The 22465-nt window shown below is 43.7% G+C and carries 20 protein-coding genes; 9 read left to right on the forward strand and 11 right to left on the reverse strand.

Going from position 1 to position 22465, the window contains the following annotated elements; genetic code table 11:
• Positions 1-75 precede the first annotated feature (75 nt).
• Positions 76-1356, reverse strand: coding sequence for a glutamyl-tRNA reductase (hemA, locus tag K9M52_RS09505; protein ID WP_224071821.1), 1281 nt, complete (start codon positions 1354-1356; stop codon positions 76-78).
• 609 nt (positions 1357-1965) lie between these two features.
• On the opposite strand from hemA, the gene K9M52_RS09510 reads away from it, so the two are divergent.
• From K9M52_RS09510 to K9M52_RS09520, 3 genes are all read left to right on the forward strand, one after another.
• Positions 1966-3183: an ROK family protein gene (locus K9M52_RS09510; protein WP_224071822.1), complete on the forward strand. Its 1218-nt coding sequence runs from the start codon at positions 1966-1968 to the stop codon at positions 3181-3183.
• 97 nt (positions 3184-3280) lie between these two features.
• Positions 3281-6406, forward strand: a complete 3126-nt coding sequence (locus K9M52_RS09515; RefSeq protein ID WP_224071823.1) for a SusC/RagA family TonB-linked outer membrane protein — start codon at positions 3281-3283, stop codon at positions 6404-6406.
• Positions 6407-6425: 19 nt separating this feature from the next.
• Positions 6426-8366 carry a SusD/RagB family nutrient-binding outer membrane lipoprotein gene (locus tag K9M52_RS09520; protein ID WP_224071824.1) on the forward strand — a complete coding sequence of 647 codons (1941 nt, stop codon included), beginning with the start codon at positions 6426-6428 and terminating at the stop codon, positions 8364-8366.
• Between the two features lie 262 nt (positions 8367-8628).
• Here K9M52_RS09520 and K9M52_RS09525 read toward each other — a convergent pair whose 3' ends face one another.
• From K9M52_RS09525 to tgt, 4 genes are all read right to left on the reverse strand, one after another.
• Positions 8629-9195, reverse strand: a complete 567-nt coding sequence (locus K9M52_RS09525) for a hypothetical protein (RefSeq protein WP_224071825.1) — start codon at positions 9193-9195, stop codon at positions 8629-8631.
• Between the two features lie 119 nt (positions 9196-9314).
• Positions 9315-9818: a hypothetical protein gene (locus K9M52_RS09530; protein ID WP_224071826.1), complete on the reverse strand. Its 504-nt coding sequence runs from the start codon at positions 9816-9818 to the stop codon at positions 9315-9317.
• 171 nt (positions 9819-9989) lie between these two features.
• Entirely contained in the window at positions 9990-10412 is a 423-nt protein-coding gene (locus K9M52_RS09535; RefSeq protein WP_224071827.1) for a Spy/CpxP family protein refolding chaperone, read from the reverse strand.
• 206 nt (positions 10413-10618) lie between these two features.
• On the reverse strand, positions 10619-11758 hold the full coding sequence (tgt, locus tag K9M52_RS09540) for a tRNA guanosine(34) transglycosylase Tgt (protein ID WP_224071828.1): 1140 nt from the start codon (positions 11756-11758) through the stop codon (positions 10619-10621).
• Positions 11759-11874: 116 nt separating this feature from the next.
• Here tgt and K9M52_RS09545 point away from each other — a divergent pair, with 116 nt between their 5' ends.
• Entirely contained in the window at positions 11875-13476 is a 1602-nt protein-coding gene (locus K9M52_RS09545; protein ID WP_224071829.1) for a Na+/H+ antiporter, read from the forward strand.
• Between the two features lie 182 nt (positions 13477-13658).
• On the opposite strand, the gene K9M52_RS09550 is transcribed toward K9M52_RS09545, so the two are convergent.
• The 5 genes from K9M52_RS09550 to K9M52_RS09570 all read right to left on the reverse strand — a co-directional run bounded on the left by K9M52_RS09550 (position 13659) and on the right by K9M52_RS09570 (position 17612).
• A complete protein-coding gene (locus K9M52_RS09550; RefSeq protein ID WP_224071830.1) occupies positions 13659-14753 on the reverse strand; it encodes a serine hydrolase domain-containing protein in 1095 nt (364 codons plus the stop codon).
• 391 nt (positions 14754-15144) lie between these two features.
• On the reverse strand, positions 15145-16035 hold the full coding sequence (fabD, locus tag K9M52_RS09555) for an ACP S-malonyltransferase (RefSeq protein WP_224071831.1): 891 nt from the start codon (positions 16033-16035) through the stop codon (positions 15145-15147).
• Positions 16036-16126: 91 nt separating this feature from the next.
• Positions 16127-16723, reverse strand: coding sequence for a GTP cyclohydrolase I FolE (gene folE, locus K9M52_RS09560; protein WP_224071832.1), 597 nt, complete (start codon positions 16721-16723; stop codon positions 16127-16129).
• Between the two features lie 33 nt (positions 16724-16756).
• Entirely contained in the window at positions 16757-17179 is a 423-nt protein-coding gene (locus tag K9M52_RS09565; protein WP_224071833.1) for a 6-pyruvoyl trahydropterin synthase family protein, read from the reverse strand.
• Between the two features lie 16 nt (positions 17180-17195).
• The gene (locus K9M52_RS09570; RefSeq protein ID WP_224071834.1) at positions 17196-17612 is read right to left on the reverse strand and encodes a 6-pyruvoyl trahydropterin synthase family protein; all 417 of its coding nucleotides are present in this window, start codon (positions 17610-17612) and stop codon (positions 17196-17198) included.
• A 191-nt stretch (positions 17613-17803) separates the two neighbouring features.
• Between K9M52_RS09570 and K9M52_RS09575 the strand changes: the two genes are divergently transcribed.
• From K9M52_RS09575 to K9M52_RS09590, 4 genes are all read left to right on the forward strand, one after another.
• Positions 17804-18259: a GNAT family N-acetyltransferase gene (locus K9M52_RS09575; protein ID WP_224071835.1), complete on the forward strand. Its 456-nt coding sequence runs from the start codon at positions 17804-17806 to the stop codon at positions 18257-18259.
• Between the two features lie 319 nt (positions 18260-18578).
• Positions 18579-19607, forward strand: coding sequence for an SDR family oxidoreductase (locus tag K9M52_RS09580; RefSeq protein ID WP_224071836.1), 1029 nt, complete (start codon positions 18579-18581; stop codon positions 19605-19607).
• A 9-nt stretch (positions 19608-19616) separates the two neighbouring features.
• A complete protein-coding gene (locus K9M52_RS09585; RefSeq protein ID WP_224071837.1) occupies positions 19617-20204 on the forward strand; it encodes a Crp/Fnr family transcriptional regulator in 588 nt (195 codons plus the stop codon).
• On the forward strand, positions 20201-20701 hold the full coding sequence (locus K9M52_RS09590) for a GNAT family N-acetyltransferase (RefSeq protein WP_224071838.1): 501 nt from the start codon (positions 20201-20203) through the stop codon (positions 20699-20701). Before K9M52_RS09585 ends, K9M52_RS09590 begins: the two co-directional genes overlap by 4 nt.
• 182 nt (positions 20702-20883) lie before the next feature.
• On the opposite strand, the gene K9M52_RS09595 is transcribed toward K9M52_RS09590, so the two are convergent.
• A complete protein-coding gene (locus K9M52_RS09595) occupies positions 20884-21039 on the reverse strand; it encodes a hypothetical protein (protein ID WP_224071839.1) in 156 nt (51 codons plus the stop codon).
• A 228-nt stretch (positions 21040-21267) separates the two neighbouring features.
• Between K9M52_RS09595 and K9M52_RS09600 the strand changes: the two genes are divergently transcribed.
• On the forward strand, positions 21268-22362 hold the full coding sequence (locus K9M52_RS09600) for an LptF/LptG family permease (RefSeq protein WP_224071840.1): 1095 nt from the start codon (positions 21268-21270) through the stop codon (positions 22360-22362).
• Positions 22363-22465 lie beyond the last annotated feature (103 nt).

The raw sequence follows: 22465 nt of genomic DNA on the forward strand, positions 1-22465 counted from the left end.
CTTTTTTTATTCAGAAGATCTCTAAAGGGCAAGAGAAAGAGACCGGTTATAAAAGATTCAATAAGGTTGCCTGGATTATCCCAGCTCGGATGCCAGCGACTCCGGGTTGTCCTTTCTTTTACGGGCAAGGCCGGTCGAAGCCGTAAAGTTGACAAAATCATGAAGGGTCTCTATATAGGCGCATCCCGGCGTTTGTTCCTGGCTGCGCATTTTGACTGCAAGGTTTTTAATAGCCGTCTTGATGGCGTCTTCCTGTTGTGCGGCATTTTCGGGGGCCTCCATCTGGAGGGACTGAAACCAGGCGCAGTGATGGATATCCATGAGCGACTGCTTGGCAGCGCGGATGATGGGTACATTTTTGCGCATCTGGTACCACTGTTTAAATTCCTCCAGATAGCTATCGATAATGGAAAGAGCTTTAGGGACTTCTGCCTGTCTTGTTTTTAACGTGGCATCACCCAATTTGGAAAGGTCGTCAACATTGACCAAAATAGTCTGTGCTCTGTTTTTCACCGATATATCAATATTACGGGGAACAGAAAGGTCAATCAGTATTTTTTTACCTGTGGTGTTCAGGTCTTCTTTGAATAGAATAGGCCCTGGGGCGTTCGTTGCCACTATGACAATATCAGCATGTGCGGATGCTTGTTGAAGCTGTTCAAAAGGAGCGATTTTAAGACCCAGTTCATCTGCAATAACTTGCGCTTTTTCCTGACTCCTGTTGATCAGGGTAATATCCTTTGCTCCCAAATAATCAATCAGGTTTTTGCAGGTGTTGTAACCGATTTTGCCGGTACCGATGAGCACAAACTTTTTGTGACTGATATCTGAACAGTGTAATTTCAGGAACTGGATGGCTGCAAACGCTACCGAAACAGTGCCACCGCTCAGGGACGTCTGGTTTTTTATAGCTTTAGATGTCTGGAAGGCGGTATTGGATAACCTTTCTAAAAAGGCATTGATGCAATTGTGTGCCTTTGCGAATTTTACGGCCTGCCTGATCTGGCCGACGATTTCATAATCCCCTAAAATCTGTGAATCCAGTCCACAGGCAACGTGAAAATAATGTTCGATAGCGGCTTTGCCTCTTTTGTGATAAGCCAGCGGTTTAAAGGTGGCGATATCCCCCTGCGTTTCGGAGCAAAGCAGATCTGCCAATAGTTCTGCAGATGGGGCAATACCATAGATTTCTGTGCGGTTACAAGTAGAAAGTACAAATAAACTATTGATACCCAGCCCCTGCGCTTTCATTAATAGATTAGCATATCCTTCGTTGTTTAAGGCAAATTGCCCCCTGATCGATGTATCTGTCTTTTTATAATTTATGCCAACTATATGAAACTGTTCAATTTCCATGTCCTTATCAATGTCAATGTCCCTGTTTGTTAATTGCGAGACCTGCGGTAATTGTTTCGGATTGCCATAGCGATAAAAATATTAGAGACCGCTGAATGCCATATGAATACAAAGTTTAATACCACGGGATTTCACTCGGCAAAGGTACTCACAGGCTCTGTTGAAAAAAAATGATTTTGGTCATGCAAGTGTCATATTTAGGCTCGCTTCTTTTCCAAACAAATTGATAATGAGTTATTTATTCTTTTCCGGGCATTATTTGATTTTATATCTGTTGTCTGAATCAATGTCACGGCACTAAAGATTGTGCTCAATAAATAACAAAGGAATGATTTTACTTGCAGGAATCTATGTTGCTACCTGCTGCTTTTTGCATAATAGCTTGCTCACCGTTATTATTAAATTGCTAATAAACTAACGAATTTTTCATAAAGTTTCAGAAAATTGACGGAGCAAATACATAGTGGGTGTAATCCGTAAGCGATTAATTATTATTAAATTGTGACTTATTTTAAAAAAAAATTAAAAAAAATACAATTCTTATCATAAAAAATTAAAAGTTTATTCTACTTTCATGCTTTCAATTGGTCTTTTTTAAAGCGATGGTCAATGGCAACCAAAACAATCCTAAATAAGAAAAATATCATCAAAGCCCTCTTTTTGTCTGATGGGTTATCTTTTTCCGAGATCAGCGAACAAATCGGGAAAAGCCATTCCCTGACCATGAAGCTGGTTGCAGAATTGGTGGAAGACGGAATTCTTATAGAAAAAGGATTGGCGCCTTCAAGCGGAGGACGGCGGCCACAGACACATTCCCTTAGGCCGGACACTTTTTATTTAGTAGCCGTTGCAATGGACCAATTTGTTTCACGGATCGTGATATTAGATGCGAATAGAGGCGCGATCGCGCCTGTACATCAGATTGAACTCCATTTGGCAGACAATCTCCAATCTTTGGATGTGCTTACCAAGGCCATTCAACAATATATCGCAGAAGCCCCGATTGACAGAAGTAAAATTCTCGGTATCGGTATCGGAATGCCAGGATTTATCAATGCGGAAAAGGGCGCCAATTTTACTTTTTTAGGAACAAACGTTGGTACGCATATTAAAGAGCAAACTGGTTACCCCACATTTATTGAAAATGACTCTTCAACCATCGCTATCGCAGAAATCAAATATGGGCAGGCTACCGAAGAGAAAAACGCCATGATATTAAACCTGAGTTGGGGAATCGGGTTGGGGATGATCCTGGAAGGAAAGCTTTTTAGAGGTAATGACGGATTTGCTGGTGAATTCAGCCACATCCCATTATTTAAAAATGGAAAGCTATGTAGCTGCGGAAAGACTGGGTGTCTGGAAACAGAAACCTCATTATCCTATATGATCAAAAAAGCGAAATCAGAGATTCGTTCGGGGAGAGCAACCTATCTGACAAAAATTCCCTTAGATGACATTGATCACGAGGCGATAGCCAGGCAATTTATAGAAGCGGCAATATTAGGGGACACGCTGGTTATTGAGATCATTTCGTCAGTAGCTTATAATATAGGAAGAGGGATTGCGATTTTGATGCATCTCATCAATCCCGGAAAGGTGATATTAAGTGGCCGGATGGCTGGTGCAGGCCGGGTATGGCTGGCGCCCATACAGCAGGCTATTAATGAATTCTGCATTCCCAAATTGGTCAGTAATACAAAAATAGAATTATCAAAGTTAGGGCATGAAGCCGAAATTATCGGAGCTGCGACTTTGGTTATAGAAAATATAAAGCAATGTCCGATGGAGCATATTTTGACTGCAAAGCAAATATCGGATAATCTATGAGAGCATGTGCGTCTTGACCGAAACGAAAGCCGCAAGTACAATGTAAGAATAATCATTTAGAAAGTTCAAAATTCAATTCAAAGCAAAAGAAGTGTTTATGAAAAAATCGACACAAGTTGTTCTAAGGGCTGTATATCTTTTTATTGCAGGCCTTCTCCTTTGGGGCAACGCCTTTGCCCAAACCCAGGAAGTTTCCGGGGTGGTCAAATCTAGTGAAGGGGCGCCTCTTGCAGGGGTGGTCGTTGCCGTTAAAGATGGTCAGCAAAAGGTGCTGTCGCAGGATAACGGATCCTTCCATATTAAGGCAACCAATGGTGATGTCTTAACATTTTCCTATATCGGCTTCGCAGATGCTGAGCAAACGGTAACGGGGCCAACAATGGAAGTTACCATGACAGCAAATGAAGCGGCCTCAGCAGGCAGTGATGTAGTAGTGACGGCATTGGGTATTAAAAGAGAAAGTAAATCTCTTGGATATGGCGTGCAGGAAATTAAAGGCGCCGAGTTGGCGGATCGTCATGAACCCAACGTGACTAATACCCTCTCTGGAAAGGTTGCCGGGTTACAAGTGATCAAGTCCAGTAACGGGCCGGCGGGATCTACCAAGATTGTATTAAGAGGATACAATTCTCTTACCGGAGATAACCAACCGCTGATCGTTGTGGATGGTATTCCAATTGATAACTATGCCGGTGTTCCACGTGGTGGAACCAACGATTTCTGGAATCCGTCTCTGGATATGGGTAATGGTCTCTCTGACATCAATGCTGATGATATTGCCAGTGTGAGCGTGCTCAAGGGGCCGGCTGCAGCTGCGCTATATGGTTCCCGGGCTGGTAACGGTGTTATACTGATAACAACCAAGACGGGAAAAAAGCAGAACGGCCTTGGCATCACCGTTTCGTCCAATTTTGGAATGGAAAACGTGTTTACCCAGCCTGATATGCAAAGTACCTATGGCCAGGGAGAAAACGGCGTTTATGACAAAACGTCGGGCTCCAGCTGGGGACCGGAGATAAAAGGTCAATCGTATGAAAAGTGGGATGGTACAACGGGGGCAATGCAGGCTTATGATAACGTGAAGAGTTTCTTTAACACAGGGTTTAATAATAGCACAAATGTTTCCTTCTCCCAGTTGTATAATAAAACTTCTATATACACCTCTTTTAACAGGTTATATGACAAGAGTATGTTGCCAGGCTCTAAATATGAGCGGACTAACTTGACTTCCAGAGCGGTCAGCAAGTTTGGCAAAGATGACCGCTGGACCCTGGATACCAAAGTTCAGTATAGCAAGTCAACTGCCAGTAACCGTCCCAGCGGTGGCGTCAATGCCGGTAATGCGTTCGCTGTGATGTATCAGCTGCCGCGCAGTCTGGATATCCGGGATTTCTCAGCAGCTACTGACCCTTATGGTAATATGATCTGGTATGAGCCGGCATCCTCCGCGGTTAACCCTTATTGGGGGGCATTGTACAATCTGAACAGCGATACGAGAGACCGTTTTTTACTGAACGGGTCTTTAAAATACCAGTTTAATGACTGGCTGAACGCAGAGATTAAAGGTGGTGCAGACATATACAATACCGCGACCGAAGCAAAAGCATATGCCGGAGGTCCGATCACTAACCAATATAGCCAGGGCAAAAATTCTTTTACAGAAACAAACTATAGCTTTCTGGTCAATGCCCAGAAAGATAACATCTTTGGTAAATTCGGGGGATTGGTAAATGTTGGCGGTAACCTGATGGACCGTACGGTCTCTTCTTTGAGCTCGGGATCGGGAGAGTTGGTCGTGCCCGACTTGTTCTTATTGAACAATGGTAAAAACAGCCCGACCGTAAGTCAGTCTTACAGCCATCAGAAAATTAATTCTCTTTACGGAACGATACAGGTGAACTATGACGGTTACATCTTCCTGGATGGAACTTTCAGAAATGACTGGTCCTCTACCCTCAGCAAGGACAACAGGTCATATTTTTATCCATCTCTTAGCTTATCCTATGTCTTTACAGATATGATACGCAAGACAGGAGGTTCTGTTCCTTCCTGGTTTACCTATGGCAAATTGCGCGCTTCCGTTGCTGAAGTGGGTAATAGCCTTCAGCCATATCAGTTATATAATACTTATAGCATCGGAAAGGACCCTAATGGTAATACAACAGCCAGTACAGGAAGCACATTCTATAATTCAGATGTACGCAGTGAGTTAATTAAGTCTACAGAAATCGGTACGGAGCTCAGGTTTCTTCAAAGCAGGATAGGACTGGATGTTTCTTGGTACAAAACGAACGCTACCAGGCAGCTGTTGGCTATTCCGCAGGATGCACTAAGTGGCTATTCCAGCAAAATGATCAATGCAGGAAATATTCAGAACGAGGGTATTGAAGTAATATTAAATACCAGTATCTTGAACAAGCCAGAATCACTGAACTGGAATATGACAGTGAATTTCTCCAAGAACAATAATAAAATTATTTCTCTGACTGAAGGAAACCCTTCTTATGGTCTAGGCGGTTATGATGCCCTTTCTATTGTGGCTGAAACCGGCAAGAATTATGGAGAAATTTATGGAACAGCCTTTCAGCGTGTAGAAGATCCAAATAGTAAATATTATGGTGAATTACTTTTAGATGGAACCGGTTTGCCAAAGGGTACCTCCGACAAACGCGATCTTGGCAATCAGCAAGCAGACTATCTGTTGGGTATCACCAATCAGTTTTCTTTCGGGGGATTTAACTTGTCTTTCTTGGTAGATGGCCGTTTTGGCGGAAAAATCTTTTCTGCAACCTATGCTGCAATGGAAGCGGCGGGCACTGCCGGGATTACCGGCAGCCGAGGCAAAATGGTGGTTGATGGGGTTGTAGAAGATGGCAAAGGCGGATATACAAAAAATACGGCAGAAATTACGACAGAGCAATATTGGACAGCTATCCAAAGCGGCAATATCGGCATTGTCGAGGCCAATCTGTATGATGCAACCAATATCAGGCTTCGTAATGTACAGCTGAGTTATAACCTCCCTCATAGATGGTTGGAAAGGTCCCCGATTCAGAGAGCTAGCGTAGGATTGTCCTGCAATAATGTCTGGATGATTTCCAGTCATATGCATGGCATTGATCCGGAATCGGTTTATGCGACCGGGACAAATGCAGTGGGCTTTGAAAGTTCTGCTCCTCCGACAACAAGATCTATCATGTTCAACCTTAGCCTGAGCTTCTAAACTTCAAAACAAAATAGTGATGAAAACGATAATAAAACGAACTTTTAAATATGCATGTTGGCTAGCAGCGACTTCGCTGACGCTTGCCTCCTGTTCTAAATTTGATGAGGTAAACACAGATCCTACTGCCGCCAATGAGGACCAGGTACAGGTGGAATATCTGATTAATAACGCTATCTTGGGTGCACAGATGAATCCGGAAGTGGCGGAACGGTCCTTTGTTTTATACTGGGAGCCTGCAGGCCGGCAGGTCTCAGATTTTGATGCGGGCGCTATCAATGTTGCCAATTACAGTGATGACTGGACTTCCAATTATTGGGGCTACCAAGCTGGTTGGCAAACGAAGATCAACAAGGCAGTTGACATTGCCCGTAGCAGAATAGAATCAAAGCAAAATATAAAAGAATATACCAATAACCTTTTACAGGTGGCGAGGATCTGGCGTGTTTATCTTATGAGTGAATTAACGGATAACTTTGGTCCCATCCCAATTGATGGGTTTAAAGGAACCAATCCTGAATATGCAAGTGTAAAGGATGTCTATTATTTTATGCTGGACGAGTTAAAAGATGCTACTGAAAACCTCGATGAGTCTATAACGGTCCCCGATGAGGTGGCTAAAGAAGATCCTGCATTTGCCTATAACTTTACCAAATGGAAAAAATACGGGAACTCAATGCGGCTCAGGCTTGCTATGCGCTTATCTGAAGTGGATCCTGCTAAGGCAAAAGCTGCATTTGAAGAAGCAGCCAAATCAATGGACGATCTGATTACCGATAACAGTGATAATTTTGCTGTTCAGGAAAAAGACGGTTGGTCAGACCTTTCGGGCGTGATGAGCCGATCCTGGGATGTACAACCCTTGTCTGTGACGTATAGAAACCTGGCGGTTGGTTTAGGGGGGGTTAAATCTGCGGATCAACTGGATTCTAAATTTGACAGCTATATTAAACCCGCAGATGATTTAGGCCAGCGATATTTTGATTTCTTCCCATTGAAGAACAATGATCCAAATGCGGGGTATTGGCTAGATGGCTTACCTAATAAAATTGACCCCAGAGCCTATGTTATTTATTGTATTCCAGGGGACACGCTTAATAGTGGTTTCCCGGATCAAAACGGTGATTATGACAAGAACCCGGTAAGGAAGCTCTACAAAAAAGTAGGCGATGATCTCCAGACCGTAAAAACAGTAAATGCAAAATACACATTCAATGCACGCATCGATGGGGATTGGGGCGACAAGGACCAGTTAAATGAACTGGTGAATTATGGAGGAACGATGCCCCGGTTAAATATGCGTTTTAGAACGAGTACCGAAAAACGTGTTTTCTTTGGTGCCTGGGAGACCTATTTCCTACTGGCCGAAGCCAGTGCTCGCAATTGGAATGTCCCGCTTTCCGGTAAGCAGGCCTATGAGGATGGCGTTGCTGCAAGTTTCAAATTTTGGGGTATTGAAAAATATCTTGGCACATATCTGGCCTCCACTGATTATAATAATAATGGAACTTCTGTTAACTGGGATAATACAACAGAGCCCCCCGCTACGCATCCGATGAAATTTACCGATGGAATAACCGGCGCTTCAGGTACTGTGCAGATTAAGTATCCTGATAATGCACTGTATAAAGCGGGCAAAAAGAATGATCACCTCAGCAAAATAATTACCCAGAAATTCCTCGCACAGGTACCCTGGGTGCCCTTGGAAAACTGGAGCGATCACCGCCGGCTCGGGCTGCCTTTCTTTGAAAACCCAACGGTTGAACAGGCGATCACTACGCTGCCTGGTCTGACAGACGGGACTTACTCAAAATCCAGCATTAAATTTCTGCCACAGCGATTAAAATATCCTTCAGGTCTGCAAAACCAAAACGCCAATGGCTATCAGCAAGCAGTAAGCCTGTTAGGTGGTGCAGGTGATGCGATACTGACCCCATTATGGTGGGCTCAACAACAATAGTTAAAGGACATAAGTCATGTCGGTATTCTGCGCCTAAGAAACAATGCAGAAGGCCATCCTTACAACGGGATGGCCTTTTTGCATTGGATCAGAAAGATAATAGCCTCATGCTGTTTTCTTTTCTTTGCGTATCTGGTTCTATGATGGCCCGGCCCTTGCATATTATGCCTAACAGCCTTAATAAATAGCAAAAAAATGCCGTTATACAAGGGCTTTACCTATTGTTTAGAAAGAAGGGCTCATTAAACGATATGCCACTGGTTTATAGCATATTCTTGGCGGACGTCTGAATGTAGTGGCTGAAATTCTCCAAAAGCGATTCTCCATATTCATTTAAAGAATCCCAGGTATGCGGATATAGCTTATCCGCTCCCGACCGGACCTGTTGTTTTACCTGGAAGGATACCTGGGTGGCGCCTGTATTTTTTCTGGATTTTCCTTTAGGCTGGCCGGGGGTGTAGGATAACCGGTCTAATTTAATCTGAATGACCTGATCCTTCCATTTTATATGCAGTGTGCCCTGGTAGTATAAAGGAGCCTGGATGTGTTGATCATCTATTTTAAAATGGACTTCTGCCTGTAATTGCTGATCCTCATTTTTGCTTTCTTTAAATTTAGCTGTTGGATAGTTCTGCTCTATCCAGGCTTTTGCAATGGCATAAAAATCCTCCGCATAAAGAGCCGAAGCGGTATCGTTCTGCAAGAAGGCGACTTCTCCGGCAACCATGGGCAGATTAAAGGCGTTATTACGTATAAACTGTCCATTAGCGGTATGCAGTGAAGATGCGCCTATTAAAATGAGCACAAAAAGTACGAAAGTACGCTTCATTTGTTTTATCGTTTAGTTTTTATTTTAATACCTTCTTGCTGTAGATATACTATAAAAACGACAAAGGACCGGTTTTATTTTACCGGTCCCCTGCATTTATTCCATTGTTTAAGTTCGGTTTAGTAGCCGTAGTAACCTCCGCCATAACGGCCATAACCTCTGTTATATCCCCGGTTATAATTTCTTCTTTGCTCTGCCTGCTGATTATATTGCTCCTGGCGCTGTTTCTCCATTTCATCTTGCCGCTTTTTCTGGCGTGCCTCAAAAGCCTCCAGACGCTGAAGTTCATCCATGGACAATAAGGCTCCAAGATGCATATATTTATCGTTTTCCAACATGCCGTAACGCACCTCTTTATCTTCCTTCGTAAGGGTTTTGTCATCAGAAACCTTCATTCTCTTTAACAGAAACTGAATCTGTAAAGCGGCTACCGTATCTCTTTTTTCACGTGGAATTTGCAGAGAGTCACCCAGTAATTTGGCGTAGCTGGTTTTAAAAGCCATCAGTTGCGCTTCTGTGGGGGCATTAGATTTGTCTTTTTTTCGCTTTTTATGCCTTTGTGCAAAACTGGTTGCACAAAATATCATTACAAATAGCGTTAAAAAAGTGGCGATCTTTTTCATCCTGGGTGGTTTATTTTACTTGTAAAAATAGAAAAAGCGGTGCAATCCTCAAAATAGATTGAGTATTACACCGCCCTTTCAGCGAATAGCTGGAAGCATTATTTATAGTATAATAATTAATTGCCTGAAACTCAGGTTTTAATTAAATCTCCTGTGGAATTTATAACGCTCTTATTCCTGTGCTTTGTTCATTTGGGGGCGATTGCCTCTTCTGTTGCCCCTTTGTTGACGGCGCTCCTGCATTGTTTTTTTGATGATTTCTTTTTGTTCATCTGTGTAAATAGCATTACGCGCCTCCCGGTTCTTTTTGAACAGATCACGGAATGCGGCTTTCTTTTGATCATCAGAGAGTGCACTATTATTTTTTATAGCGTCTCCTTGCTTTCTGAAGTCTTCATTGATTGCCTTAAGTTTCGTCTGTTGATCAGCCGTAAGGTTCAGCTTTTTAGCGAGAGCGCCTCCCGGTCCCATCATCCCGCCGCCACGGCGGTGTTCCATGTGGTGCCGGGGTGTAGCAGAGGTATCTGCTGATTGTGCCTGGGATGCGGCTGCAAATAAAAACAGCCCGAATGTGAATAAGAGTATTTTTTTCATCTTTTTAAAAATTTAAATGGTGGTCAATTGTCATTAGGAAAGAATGTGATTTTTGTTCTCCTAATCGAATTTACCGGTATAAGATGAAATTATATTCTTTTGGTTTAGAGCATAGCAGACCTTTTCGGTAGGATTGCGCTTTTAACACGTGAACCGCCCTTTTTTGAAATAGATTTATACAACGATGGCTGCTCCTTCTGTTTAACCTATAGCCTGGTTTTTAGCCGCGGGATCATTTGCTCTTTCCAGGGGGTGAAATCTCCCTGAATAATATATTCACGGGCCTGTCCGACTAACCACAGATAAAAGGACAGGTTCTGGAGGCTGGCCAGCTGGCCGGCCAGTAGTTCTTTAGAAACAAATAAATGTCTTAAATAGGCTTTGCTGTAGTAATTGCTTGTTATACAAGGAAATCCGTCGTCAATGGGTGAAAAATCATCTTCCCATTTTTTATTTTTTATATTAATAACTCCTTCCGTTGTAAACAACATTCCATTGCGGCCATTTCTGGTGGGCATGACACAATCAAACATATCGACTCCTAAAGAAATGCCTTCCAGAATATTCCAGGGTGTACCTACCCCCATCAGGTAACGAGGTTTGTCTGCCGGTAATATATTACAGCACAGGTCGGTAAATGCGTACAGTTCTTCTTCTGGCTCCCCGACGGAGAGGCCGCCGATGGCATTTCCGGCCGCCTCCTTGGAGGCAATGTATTCTGCTGAAGCCGTTCTTAGATCTTTATAGGTACTACCCTGAACAATAGGGAACAGATTCTGCGTGTAACCGTATTTATCAGGGGTTTCTGCCAACCTGTGGATACAGCGGTCCAGCCATCTGTGCGTCAGTTCCATACTTTTTAAGGCATAGGCGTATTCGCAACCCGCAGGAGGACATTCGTCAAAGGCCATAATTATATCAGCCCCAATACTACGCTGGATATCCATTACTTTTTCGGGCGAAAACAGATGACGGCTGCCATCAATATGTGATTGGAAGATGACGCCTTCTTCCTTGATCTTACGCGTGCCTGCTAATGAAAAGACCTGATAGCCACCACTATCTGTCAAAATGGGGTGATCCCAGCCGTTAAACCGGTGGAGTCCTCCGGCTTTTTCCAGGATTTCGGTACCAGGCCTAAGATATAAATGATAAGTGTTACCAAGTATAATCTGTGCCCGCACAATATCTTCGAGTTCCTGTTGGTTAACGGCTTTAACGCTGCCAACGGTACCCACAGGCATGAAAATTGGGGTCAGTATCTGACCATGATCAGTAGTAATTACGCCCGCTCTTGCTTTGGAGGCGCTGTCCGTTTTTTCCAGCTTGTATCGCAAAGTGCCCATGGCGCGAAGATAGTTCGGGATTTTCGAATTTACGGAACTTTATGGGAGAGGATGTCAGACCGCAATTAAATTTGGAATTTCATCGATAGATTTTTGAATTGCCGTAATTTTAGGCGATGGAGAATATTACCCTGATCATCATTTTGCTTTTTGTCATTGCCTTTTTGTGGCTGCTCAGCAAGCGGTTTAATTTTCCCTTTCCGATCATGCTGGTACTTTTCGGGATCGTTATTTCTCTTATACCGGGATTGCCTACGCTTAAAGTCTCTCCGGACATTATCTTTTTTCTGTTTTTGCCTCCCCTGCTCTATCATGCAGCATGGAATACCAGCTGGCATGACTTTAGGGCCGCGATCCGCCCCATCAGCCTGGCCGCTATCGGATTGGTTTTGTTTACGACGATAGCAGTCGCTATTGTAGCCCATTATCTGATTCCTTCTTTTGGCTGGCCGGTGGCGTTTTTATTGGGGGCGATTATTTCTCCTCCTGACGTTGTATCCGCTACAGCAGTCACTAAAGGGTTGGGCCTGCACCCGGGGCTACTGACAATTTTAGAAGGAGAGAGCCTTATCAATGACGCCAGTGCTTTGATTGCCTATCGTTACGCACTGGCAGCGATTACGACTGCCGGATTCGCCTGGTGGCAGGCCGGCCTTAACTTTGTATATGTTGCTGCCGTGGGGATTGCTGTGGGCTGGGGCGTGGCCATGATTATGCGGGTGATACATGAAAAGTTCAGCTGTGACGCCGTTGTAGATGTAACGCTTACTTTCCTGACGCCCTATACTTCTTATTTAATCGCCGAACATTTTCATGCGTCCGGGGTGCTTGCTGTGGTGACAACCGGATTATATTTATCGTTCAGGTCGAACACCCTTTTTTCGCATCAGGGCAGGATTATGACCGATGCCATATGGGAGGTTGTCATGTTTGTCTTAAATGGCCTGATTTTTATTCTGATCGGCTTGCAACTCAGAACCGTTTCTGAAGGGCTTGAAGATTATTCAAAGGGAAGCCTGATTGCCTATGGGGTTACAATTAGTCTGCTGGTGATCTTAATCAGGTTTGTATGGATACTGCCTTCTATGCTCTGGCCAGATAAGGTGGGCAAGAGTATATACGGGGACAGGGGATATGAAAGAAAGAATCTGGTGATATTTGGCTGGTCGGGCATGCGGGGGATTGTTTCTATGGCAGCCGCCATGGCGCTGCCACTCAGTTTTGCCGGAAGCCATATCTTTCCCCACCGAAACCTGTTGATCTTCCTGACTTTTTGTGTGATCCTGACCACGCTGGTTCTTTTAGGTCTTACCTTGCCGTGGCTGATCAGGCTCATGAAACTCGAACCTTATTCTGTCGTGGCGCAGGAATACGAAGTCCGTACCAAGATTGTAGCCAACGCTATCAATAAAATAGAAGAAGAATACTCTTTGTTGCCAGATGAAATATTGAATAATATTAAGAGTAAGTATGAAGTGAAGTACAACAGACTTCAAAAGACGGCGTTGCCATCTAATTACTTCGGGCAGGGAAAAACACTTTCAAGTCAGGTTTTTAATGAGTATACGCAGGTCCAGCTGAACCTCTTAGAGGTAGAAAGAAGCTCTGTGCAGCAGATGCATCTCAGTGGCTCCGCCAGTGAGTCTATCTTAAAGAAGATTGAACGGGAATTGGATGTTGAGGAGATGCGCCTCAGAATGGAGATGTATGAGTCTTGATGCATGGATGCGACCATTTATTCCGACAATGTGTAATCAACGGAAATGAATATAATGTGGTGATGAGTAGGTAGATAACAGTGGATTCCTGGTGTTTATTGGATCTTTTCATAGGTCGCCCATATCGTTTATCGTTAGTATGGGCTAAAAAAATAAAGCTGCCTTTCTCTATGGAGGTTTTATTATCTCAGGCTTAAAATCGCGGGATCAATTCTCTTGTTCAGGCTAGAAAGACCAAATGAGTCACCATTATTTTCCTGAGCGACTATCTGATTAATAATCAACGGGAGTATCCGGTCCATGAAAAAAGCAGATTGTCTGACTGCTGTACGGTCGTCCACCACTTGGTTTACCGCAATGACAGCCTGCAAATCGGGTATTAAGATCAAAAACTGGCCAGCCCAGCCCATGCCATAGGTAACTGGCAAATTATGATAGAGCTTGTGATAGAAGGTGAGTCCATATGTCGTGTTTAACAATCCCCAGGGAGCGGGATATGTTTTTTCAGGCCGAAGCAATGATTTTGTCCACCTCTTGGAAACAATCTGTTTGCCATTGAATTTACCTCGTTGGAGAATCAACCGGCCTATTTTATTCATATCGGCAGCGCTCATATGCACACTGAGCAATCCACATCCATCATAATAACTATCTTTCATTTCGGGCCATTTAACACGGGATATCTGAAGCGGTGCGAACAGATATTTCTTTGCGAATGCAAGAGTAGACTGACCCGTAGCTTTTGACAGGATCACGGACATGAGATGAGAGGCCGCATTATTGTAGTGAAGCACTGTTCCGGGGGCAGCAACTAAAGGCTGCTGTAAAACATAACCGGAAGGGTTATTCAGGCTGAGATACTGCCCCAGATTCTCCAGGTTTTCGTGCCATAAACCGGAAGCCTGATTCATGATTTCTCTTAGCGTAATCTTTGCTTTGCGCCCATCGGGATCCTTTTTTAATTCCGGAAAAAAATTGGCAATAGGAACATCTAACGAATCAATATATCCTTTGTCGATAGCAATCCCTATTAATAACGCCATCACATTTTTAGTCAGCGATTGATTATTAAAAAGATCATCATTGCTGTGGCCATTAAAGCTCTGGGCATATGCCAGGCTATCAGATACATAGACAACTAATGATAGTATCGACTGATTATGCCGTATAAAGGATGATGTGTCAAGCCGGATCTGTGCTTTGATGCCTCCTGCCATTAATGCTGTCAGCACCATAGAAGCCAGCGCTCTTTTTATTGAAAAAAGGGTTTCTATCATAGGAAAAGATTTTTTGTAAAACTAAAAATCTGTCCATGCATAAGTGTAATGCAACTCTCTAAATGTAAATATACTTAACCTTACCGGTTGCATAGTTGATATTTGTTACCGTTTAGTAGCTAGCTGCATACTAACTGAATGGAGCCACTGGCGTTGTTCGCTTATATATTCTCTGCCATAAGGCTTAGACCCTTCAACCGAAGCAAAGGCGGCAAGTTAATATTCTTATCATTTTCTGATCGCCAAATTTGGGCTTCTGAGTTGAAAAAATGGATTTCGAAAAGTTTTGCACAGCTACGGGACTATAGTGCCCGGATAATAACTGCAACGACATCAGTAGAACTGAGAAAGAACGCTGGAATTTAAAGCAAGATTTTCTCGTTTGAAGACGCTACTGCCGTCCGTCTGTAATGGCTTCTTTATGAATTTTCAAAATCAGCCCCTGTAACACTTTACCCGGGCCACATTCCGTAAAATGAGTAGCACCGTCTGCAACCATCTGCTGAACGGTCTGTGTCCATTTAACCGCACCGGTAAGCTGGGCGATCAGATTGGCCTTGATCGCCGCCGGATCCGTGACAGCCGTTGCTGTTATATTCTGATACACCGGAGCGGACGGGCGATGAAAACTGGTGGCCTCAATGGCGGATGCCAGTTCTTCACGGGCCGGTTCCATAAGCGGAGAATGAAAGGCGCCGCCTACCGGCAGGACTAAAGCTCTCTTGGCACCGGCTTCCTTTAATGCTGCACAGGCCAGGTCTATTCCCTTAAGAGAACCACTGATGACCAACTGGCCAGGACAGTTATAATTTGCAGGGACGACGACTTCTCCAGAGCCGGCCTCAATCTCTTTACAAATCTCTTCAACTTTTTCGTCGGAGAGCGCCAGTATCGCCGCCATCGTAGAAGGGTTAATTTCGCAGGCTTTCTGCATTGCCTGCGCACGAATGCTGACTAGTTTTAAACCATCCTCAAAGCTCAGAACGCCGTTCGCGACCAAGGCAGAAAACTCTCCCAGCGAATGGCCCGCCACCATATCCGGCTTAGGCTTATCCAGTGTTTTATAAGCGATTACAGAATGTAAAAAGACGGCCGGCTGGGTAACCTTGGTCTCTTTTAGTTCCTCAGGGGTGCCGCTGAACATGATATCTGTGATCCTGAACCCCAGGATCCCGTTGGCCTGCTCAAAATACCCTCTGGCTTTGTCATTGCCTTCGTAAAGGGCTTTGCCCATGCCACTGAACTGGGCTCCCTGCCCCGGAAATACAAATGCGTGTTTCATCTATGTTTATTTAATGATTTAGGTGTTGAGTAAGTGTAACTGTCTTCACTGCGGAGATTTACCTGATCCAACACGCAACAATTAAGTATTATTAATGAAGATTAGCGGAAATGAGTTTCATAAATTCGCTTCTCGTACGGTCGTTCGCAAACTCCCCGTCAAATGAGGATGTCGTCGTATAGGAATTTTGCTTGGCGACGCCGCGCATCATCATGCACAGGTGTTTGGCTTCAATGACGACAGCAACCCCTAAAGGGTTCAGGGCTTCCTTGATGGCCTCAAGGATTTGTACGGTTAGCCTTTCCTGGACCTGCAGCCGGTGAGAAAATACATCCACCACTCTGGCAATTTTACTTAGCCCGGTAATCCATCCGTTCGGGATATAGGCGACATGTGCTTTTCCTATAAAAGGTAACAAATGGTGTTCACAAAGACTATAGAGTTCAATATCCTTCACGATGACCATTTCGCTGATGGGTTCATGGAATTTTGCAGAATTCAGAATTTCTACTGCATCCATCTGATAGCCCTGGGTCAGGTATTGCATGGCTTTGGCCAGCCTGTCCGGCGTTTTTAGCAGACCTTCTCTATCGGGGTTCTCTCCCAAAAGCCCTAGTGCAGATTTATAATGACCAGCCAGTGCTTCAGTTACTTGTTCATCGTATGATTCTAGTTTTGTATATGCCATATAGATTGAGTTGTATAAGTTACTAAGTGTGGATTAGGCGACCGGAAACTCAACGAAGTTCCTTTCGGTCTCGTATAGACGTACCTGTATATTCAGTGCGAGATCCACATGCGGTCGAAGAAGTCTGTAAATAACAATAGCTATATTTTCCGCAGTCGGAATCAGCGTTCTAAATTCCTGAGTGTCCAGGTTCAGGTTTTTGTGATCAAAACGGTGAATGATTTCTTGCTGGATAATGTCGTTTAACCATTTTAGATCCACTACAAATCCGGTTACCGGGTCTACCGGACCCGTTACTTTTACCACCAGTTCATAGTTGTGACCGTGAAAATGGGGATTGTTACATTTGCCAAAAACCCGGTCATTTTCTTGTTCCGACCAGCCCTCAACATGCAGGCGGTGTGCGGCATTAAAATGGGCTTTTCTGAATACAGCGACTTTTTCTTGTCCCATCATAGAAAGATTTGTAATGTTACTGGTTTTCTCCAAAATATTCTACATATATGCGTGGAGTCTCGTATAATTTTACACAGTGTAACTGAACACCAGCCGGCAGATATGGGTGGATCTGTTCCCAGATAGCCATGGCCAGGTTTTCAGTCGTACACATTTTGCCCTGCAGAAATGGCACTTCGATATTCAGGTTTTTGTGGTCGAGTGCTTCGATTACCTGTTCATTCACAATCCGGCTTAAAACCTTGACGTCCATTAAAAAACCTGTTTCCGGATCCGGGTTCCCCTTAACCGTTACATAGAGCTCAAAGTTGTGCCCATGCCAGTTTTCATTCGCACAGAGACCAAATACGGCTTCATTTTTTTCCTTTGTCCAAGTGGGGTTATAGAGTTTATGCGCTGCATTAAAATGTTCCAGGCGCGTAAGATAAACCATCTCTAAAAATTTTGACAAAGATAATTGGATTATTTGGGTAAACAAGGGGCAGAAGTCCAGTGTTGGGCTATCTCTTACTTAAAGGAGGCTGCCAGCCCTGTATTGTAGCAAAAAGCATGGATTGTACCATTGATTTAGTACTTTTGGGCGCGAATTACGCAGATTTCTAATCCATTTTAATGTTCTGGCCCATGAAGACGATTATCCGTAAAGCTGTTAAAGAAGACTGTCCGCAAATGATGGAACTGGTTAAAGAACTGGCTCTTTTTGAAAAGGCGCCGGAAGAGGTGACTGTTGACCTTCAACATTTTGAAGACAGCGGATTTGGAGCCCATCCGGTATGGTGGTCTCTTGTAATAGCGGATGAGGCCTCAGGAAAGCTTATCGGGATGGCGCTCTATTATATTCGTTATTCTACATGGAAAGGGCAAAGGTTATATCTGGAAGACCTGATTGTCAGTGAGCAACACAGGGGGCGGGGTCTGGGCAAAGCGCTATTTGATGCGCTATTGGACATCGCTAAAAATGAAGGCTTCAGAGGGATGGTCTGGCAGGCGCTGGACTGGAATACCCCAGCTTTGGATTTTTATCGGAAATACGGCGCCCGCCTGGATAATGAATGGGTGAACTGCTCGCTGGATTTTTAAACCAGAATCTCAGCTCTGGCCATATTGAAACACATCTCCCGGTCGGTCAGCCCTATAATAAAGCTTGTGTATGCCAAATTAATTTATCAGCTGCCTCTCAGATGACGGCGTTGGAGTGGGCGCACTTTGCTTCGTGTAAGCCTGATTGGTTCTGCTTTTCTGTGTGAGTTAGCGTAAGCGCATTTATGTAGCACCCATGTCAGGTTGAACACCGGGCTGTCTGATCCCTATAAGATCCCAATCCATTACCTGACTGATTTCTTATCAAATGGTAATTGTCGTATGCTGCGGTTGTATGTCCTTTGTAGAAAAATAAGCAATGAAACACAAAAACGTATTGTTAACCGGTATAACAGGCTTTCTGGGGGCTCACACGGCTATTCAGCTTTTAAACAAAGGGTACAATATTGTCGGCACGCTAAGGGACAGAAAAAGAGAGCCTGCCATCCGGGCAATTATTGGAGAACACGTATCCAATATTAACAATTTAACCTTTGCCGAGGCGGACCTGAATAACGCCATTGTTTGGAATGAACTTACCAAAAACGTGGATTATGTTCAGCATATAGCCTCTCCTTTTCCTAGAAAATTACCCAAAAACGAAAACGATCTGATTTCCCCGGCAAAAAACGGGACACTGAATATATTGAAATCGGCGGCGGATAATGGCGTAAAACGGGTGGTGATGACTTCCTCGATGGCAGCAGTGGTATACGGTAAATCAAAGGATCGATTGAGTCGTGTTTTTACGGAAGCTGACTGGACAGATGAAACCAATAGAAGAGACACGGCGCCATATATCAGAAGCAAAACCATCGCGGAAAAAGCTGCCTGGGCGTTCATGGAAAATAGTAAATCCGGCTTAGAGTTGACGACGGTATTGCCAGGAGCGATCTTGGGACCGGTTTTAGAAAAGGATTTTGGCACTTCGGCGAATATTATCGCTCATATTTTACAAGGGCAGGTTCCCGCCTTACCCAAAATCGGGTTTGATATTGTCGATGTTCGGTCGGTCGCTGATTTGTTGATCAAGGTAATGGAATCGCCAAAGGCAGCCGATAACAGATACATCGCGTCAGCAGGTTATCTGACATTTAGTGAAATTGCGCTTTTGCTCAGCGCACAGTATCCGGACAGGAAGATCCCATCCGGGGAGCTTCCCAACTTTGCCGCCAGGTTATTCTCTGTATTTGAACCTGCTTTAAAGCCTGTTCTGCTGGATTTGGGGGTAAAAAGAAAAGTTTATATTGACAAGGCAAAAAGTGAATTAAACTGGGAGCCTCTGCCACTTAAAGAAGCGGTAACGGCTTGTGCGGAAAGCCTTTTTAAACAGAAGATTATTGTATAAATATAAAACATGGAAAATTTAAGATCGGTACTCTCTTTTGGAGGAATCCTTACTAAACAAGAAATTGCGCATGTTGCCGCCTCTTTTAGATATTCGAAATTAAAAACGGAGGAACATTTTCAGGAGCCCGACAAGATTGCCCATAAAATTGCTTTTGTGGAAACAGGCATTGCAAGAGTGTATACGGTTGACCCGGAAGGTAATGACGTAACCAAGCATTTCATAAAGGAAAATCAGTTTTTTGTTGATCTGGAAAGCTATTATACGGGAAAACCGGCAACGGAGGCCTTCCAGGCGGTTACTGTTTGTGAGCTGATGGTCATTCACAAATCGGTAATTGAAAAACTGAGTAATGAGATCCCCAACTTCTATATTTTTCTTAAAAGCATCACCGAAGTTGCTCTCCTGAATAAGATCAAAAACAATGACTTTTTGAATTTCGGCAATGCCAAAACAAAATACCTTGAATTTGTCAGACGCGACCCGGTATTGGCCCAACAGGTTCCACAACAGTATATTGCCTCTTATCTCAAAATAACGCCACAGTCGCTAAGCAGGATAAGAAAGGAGCTAACCCCTAAAAACATAAAAAAATGATTGAAATTGTTCCCGCAAACATAGCCGATATTCATACGATCCAACAAATTGCTCATCAAACCTGGCCAGAAACGTTTGGTGATATTTTGTCAAAGGAGCAAATAGACTATATGTTGGAAATGATGTATTCAACGACTTCCCTGATTACGCAGATGGTAGGAGAAGGGCATCATTTCGTTCTGGCCCGAAAAAATGGAATTCATATGGGCTACGCTTCCTTCGAATCGAATTACAAAAAGCTGAGCAAAACGAAGATTCACAAAATCTACGTCTTACCGGACACGCAAGGAACTGGCGTAGGCCGGTCCCTGATAGCTTATATTGAGCAAGCAGCTAAAGCCACCAGTGCTGACAAAAAGCTGTTACTGCATGTCAACAGGGATAACAAAGCTGTTAAGTTTTATGAGCACATCGGATTTAGCGTGGAGGGAACACAAGATCTTCCGATCGGAAATGGCTTTCTGATGGAGGATTTTATTATGGAAAAAAATATCTGAACCTCACAATTGTCAGTTTGTGCTGCAGACGGATAGGATGGCTGACTGGCCGGCCATAAACGCAGAAGGGCAGGCCGGTACAGCAAAGATTAACCTATTTCACTTCATTGAAATTGGAGGAAAGTACAAAAAAGCCCTCATCAGCAGGGACAAAAAGCCTCAATCCGGGGAAACTCCATGCTTTAATCTTTACCGGAGTTTGGATCATTGACGCCCTTATTTTGTTTATCCCACTCGGGCACAGACGGCTGTTTCTTCTTGCGATTCAACCATTTAACCAGAAAATTAGTGATAATTGCCGCTACAATAACGATAACTGCTATACCTAATAACCACATGATTTTACGAATTAAAGTAAGGTAGCGGGTAAATCCCACAACCCAATACCCTAATTGGTACAAGGACTATTCCAGGCTGCATGTTGATGGCGCCGGCCGGCGCTACCCGTTAAAAGAGAAAACCAATACTTTGTACTTGAATACGGCTTTTATCTACAGGCGATTCGCCAATATTCCCTAAAATTGTAATAGAACTGCCTAAATTGTTTTTACTTTGTAGCCATCAGTATGAAGAAAATTGACTGGTATATCATAAGCAAATTTCTGAAGACCTTTTTCTTCTCTATCTTCCTGTTCACCATAATTTCCGTGGTGATCGACGTGGGGGAGAAAACGGACAATTTTGTGCAAAGCGGATGGTCTTTATACAAGATCATTACAGACTATTATTTCTCTTTTATTCCGCATATTATCGCCCTTCTTTTCCCCTTGTTTGTGTTTATTGCCGTCATTTTCTTTACGTCGAAAATGGCGGGCAGAAGTGAAATTGTCGCGATTTTGGCCAGCGGTACCAGCTTCCGGCGGTTTTTAAGGCCTTATATGGTCACCGGGATTGCACTGGCTTTGTTGCTGGGGTTTGCGGCCTCCTTTGTCGTGCCCAAGGCCGAGGTTAAGAGAACCTATTTTGAGGATGTCTATGTACACGGCAACTCTAATTACGCTAAACTGACAAAAAAAGACCCGCTTTTATATTTTAAGCTGGACTCATTCAGCTATGCCGGTATCCGAAACTTTAATGCGGAAACCAAAAGTGGAGGCCCGTTTTTTGTAAACCGGATTAAGAATAACGAATTGGTCTATAATCTGAGAGCCAGTACCATTCGGTGGGATACCGCAGGCGGCCCGCACTGGAATCTGAGTCAGGTTGTTGAAAGGACGATCAACGGAATGAAAGAAACCGTAACTTCCAGTAACGATAAAAAAGTCAGTTTTAATTTCGATCCCAGCAACCTTAAGAATGACGATTATGCAGAGGTAAAGATGACTACGCCGGAGCTTAAAAGTTATATTAAACAGGAACAACTACGGGGTAGCGAAGACATCAATACGTTTAAGATAGAATACTACAGACGCTTCACAACACCATTTTCCGTGCTGATCCTGACGATGATCGGGGTTATTCTCTCCAGCAGGAAGGTGCGGGGAGGCAGCGGAGCGCATTTAGCGTTGGGGTTTGTCATGGCGGCCACTTTTATTGTGATGGACAGGTTTTCCACGATCTTTTCTACCAAAGGTAATTTTACACCTATGCTTGCGGCCTGGCTGCCCAATTTTGTGTTTACCCTGGTCGCGATCTATTTGTATCGTAAAGCCCCTAAATAATGTTCATTTATGATAAGTTTCGGATATTTTTTAGAAATTTGACTGACTAATAAGTATCTTTACGCTGCTTTATATCATTCAGGGGCTCTCTGCCCCTGAATTG

This window comes from Arachidicoccus terrestris (genome assembly GCF_020042345.1).
Classification (GTDB): Bacteria; Bacteroidota; Bacteroidia; order Chitinophagales; family Chitinophagaceae; genus Arachidicoccus; species Arachidicoccus terrestris.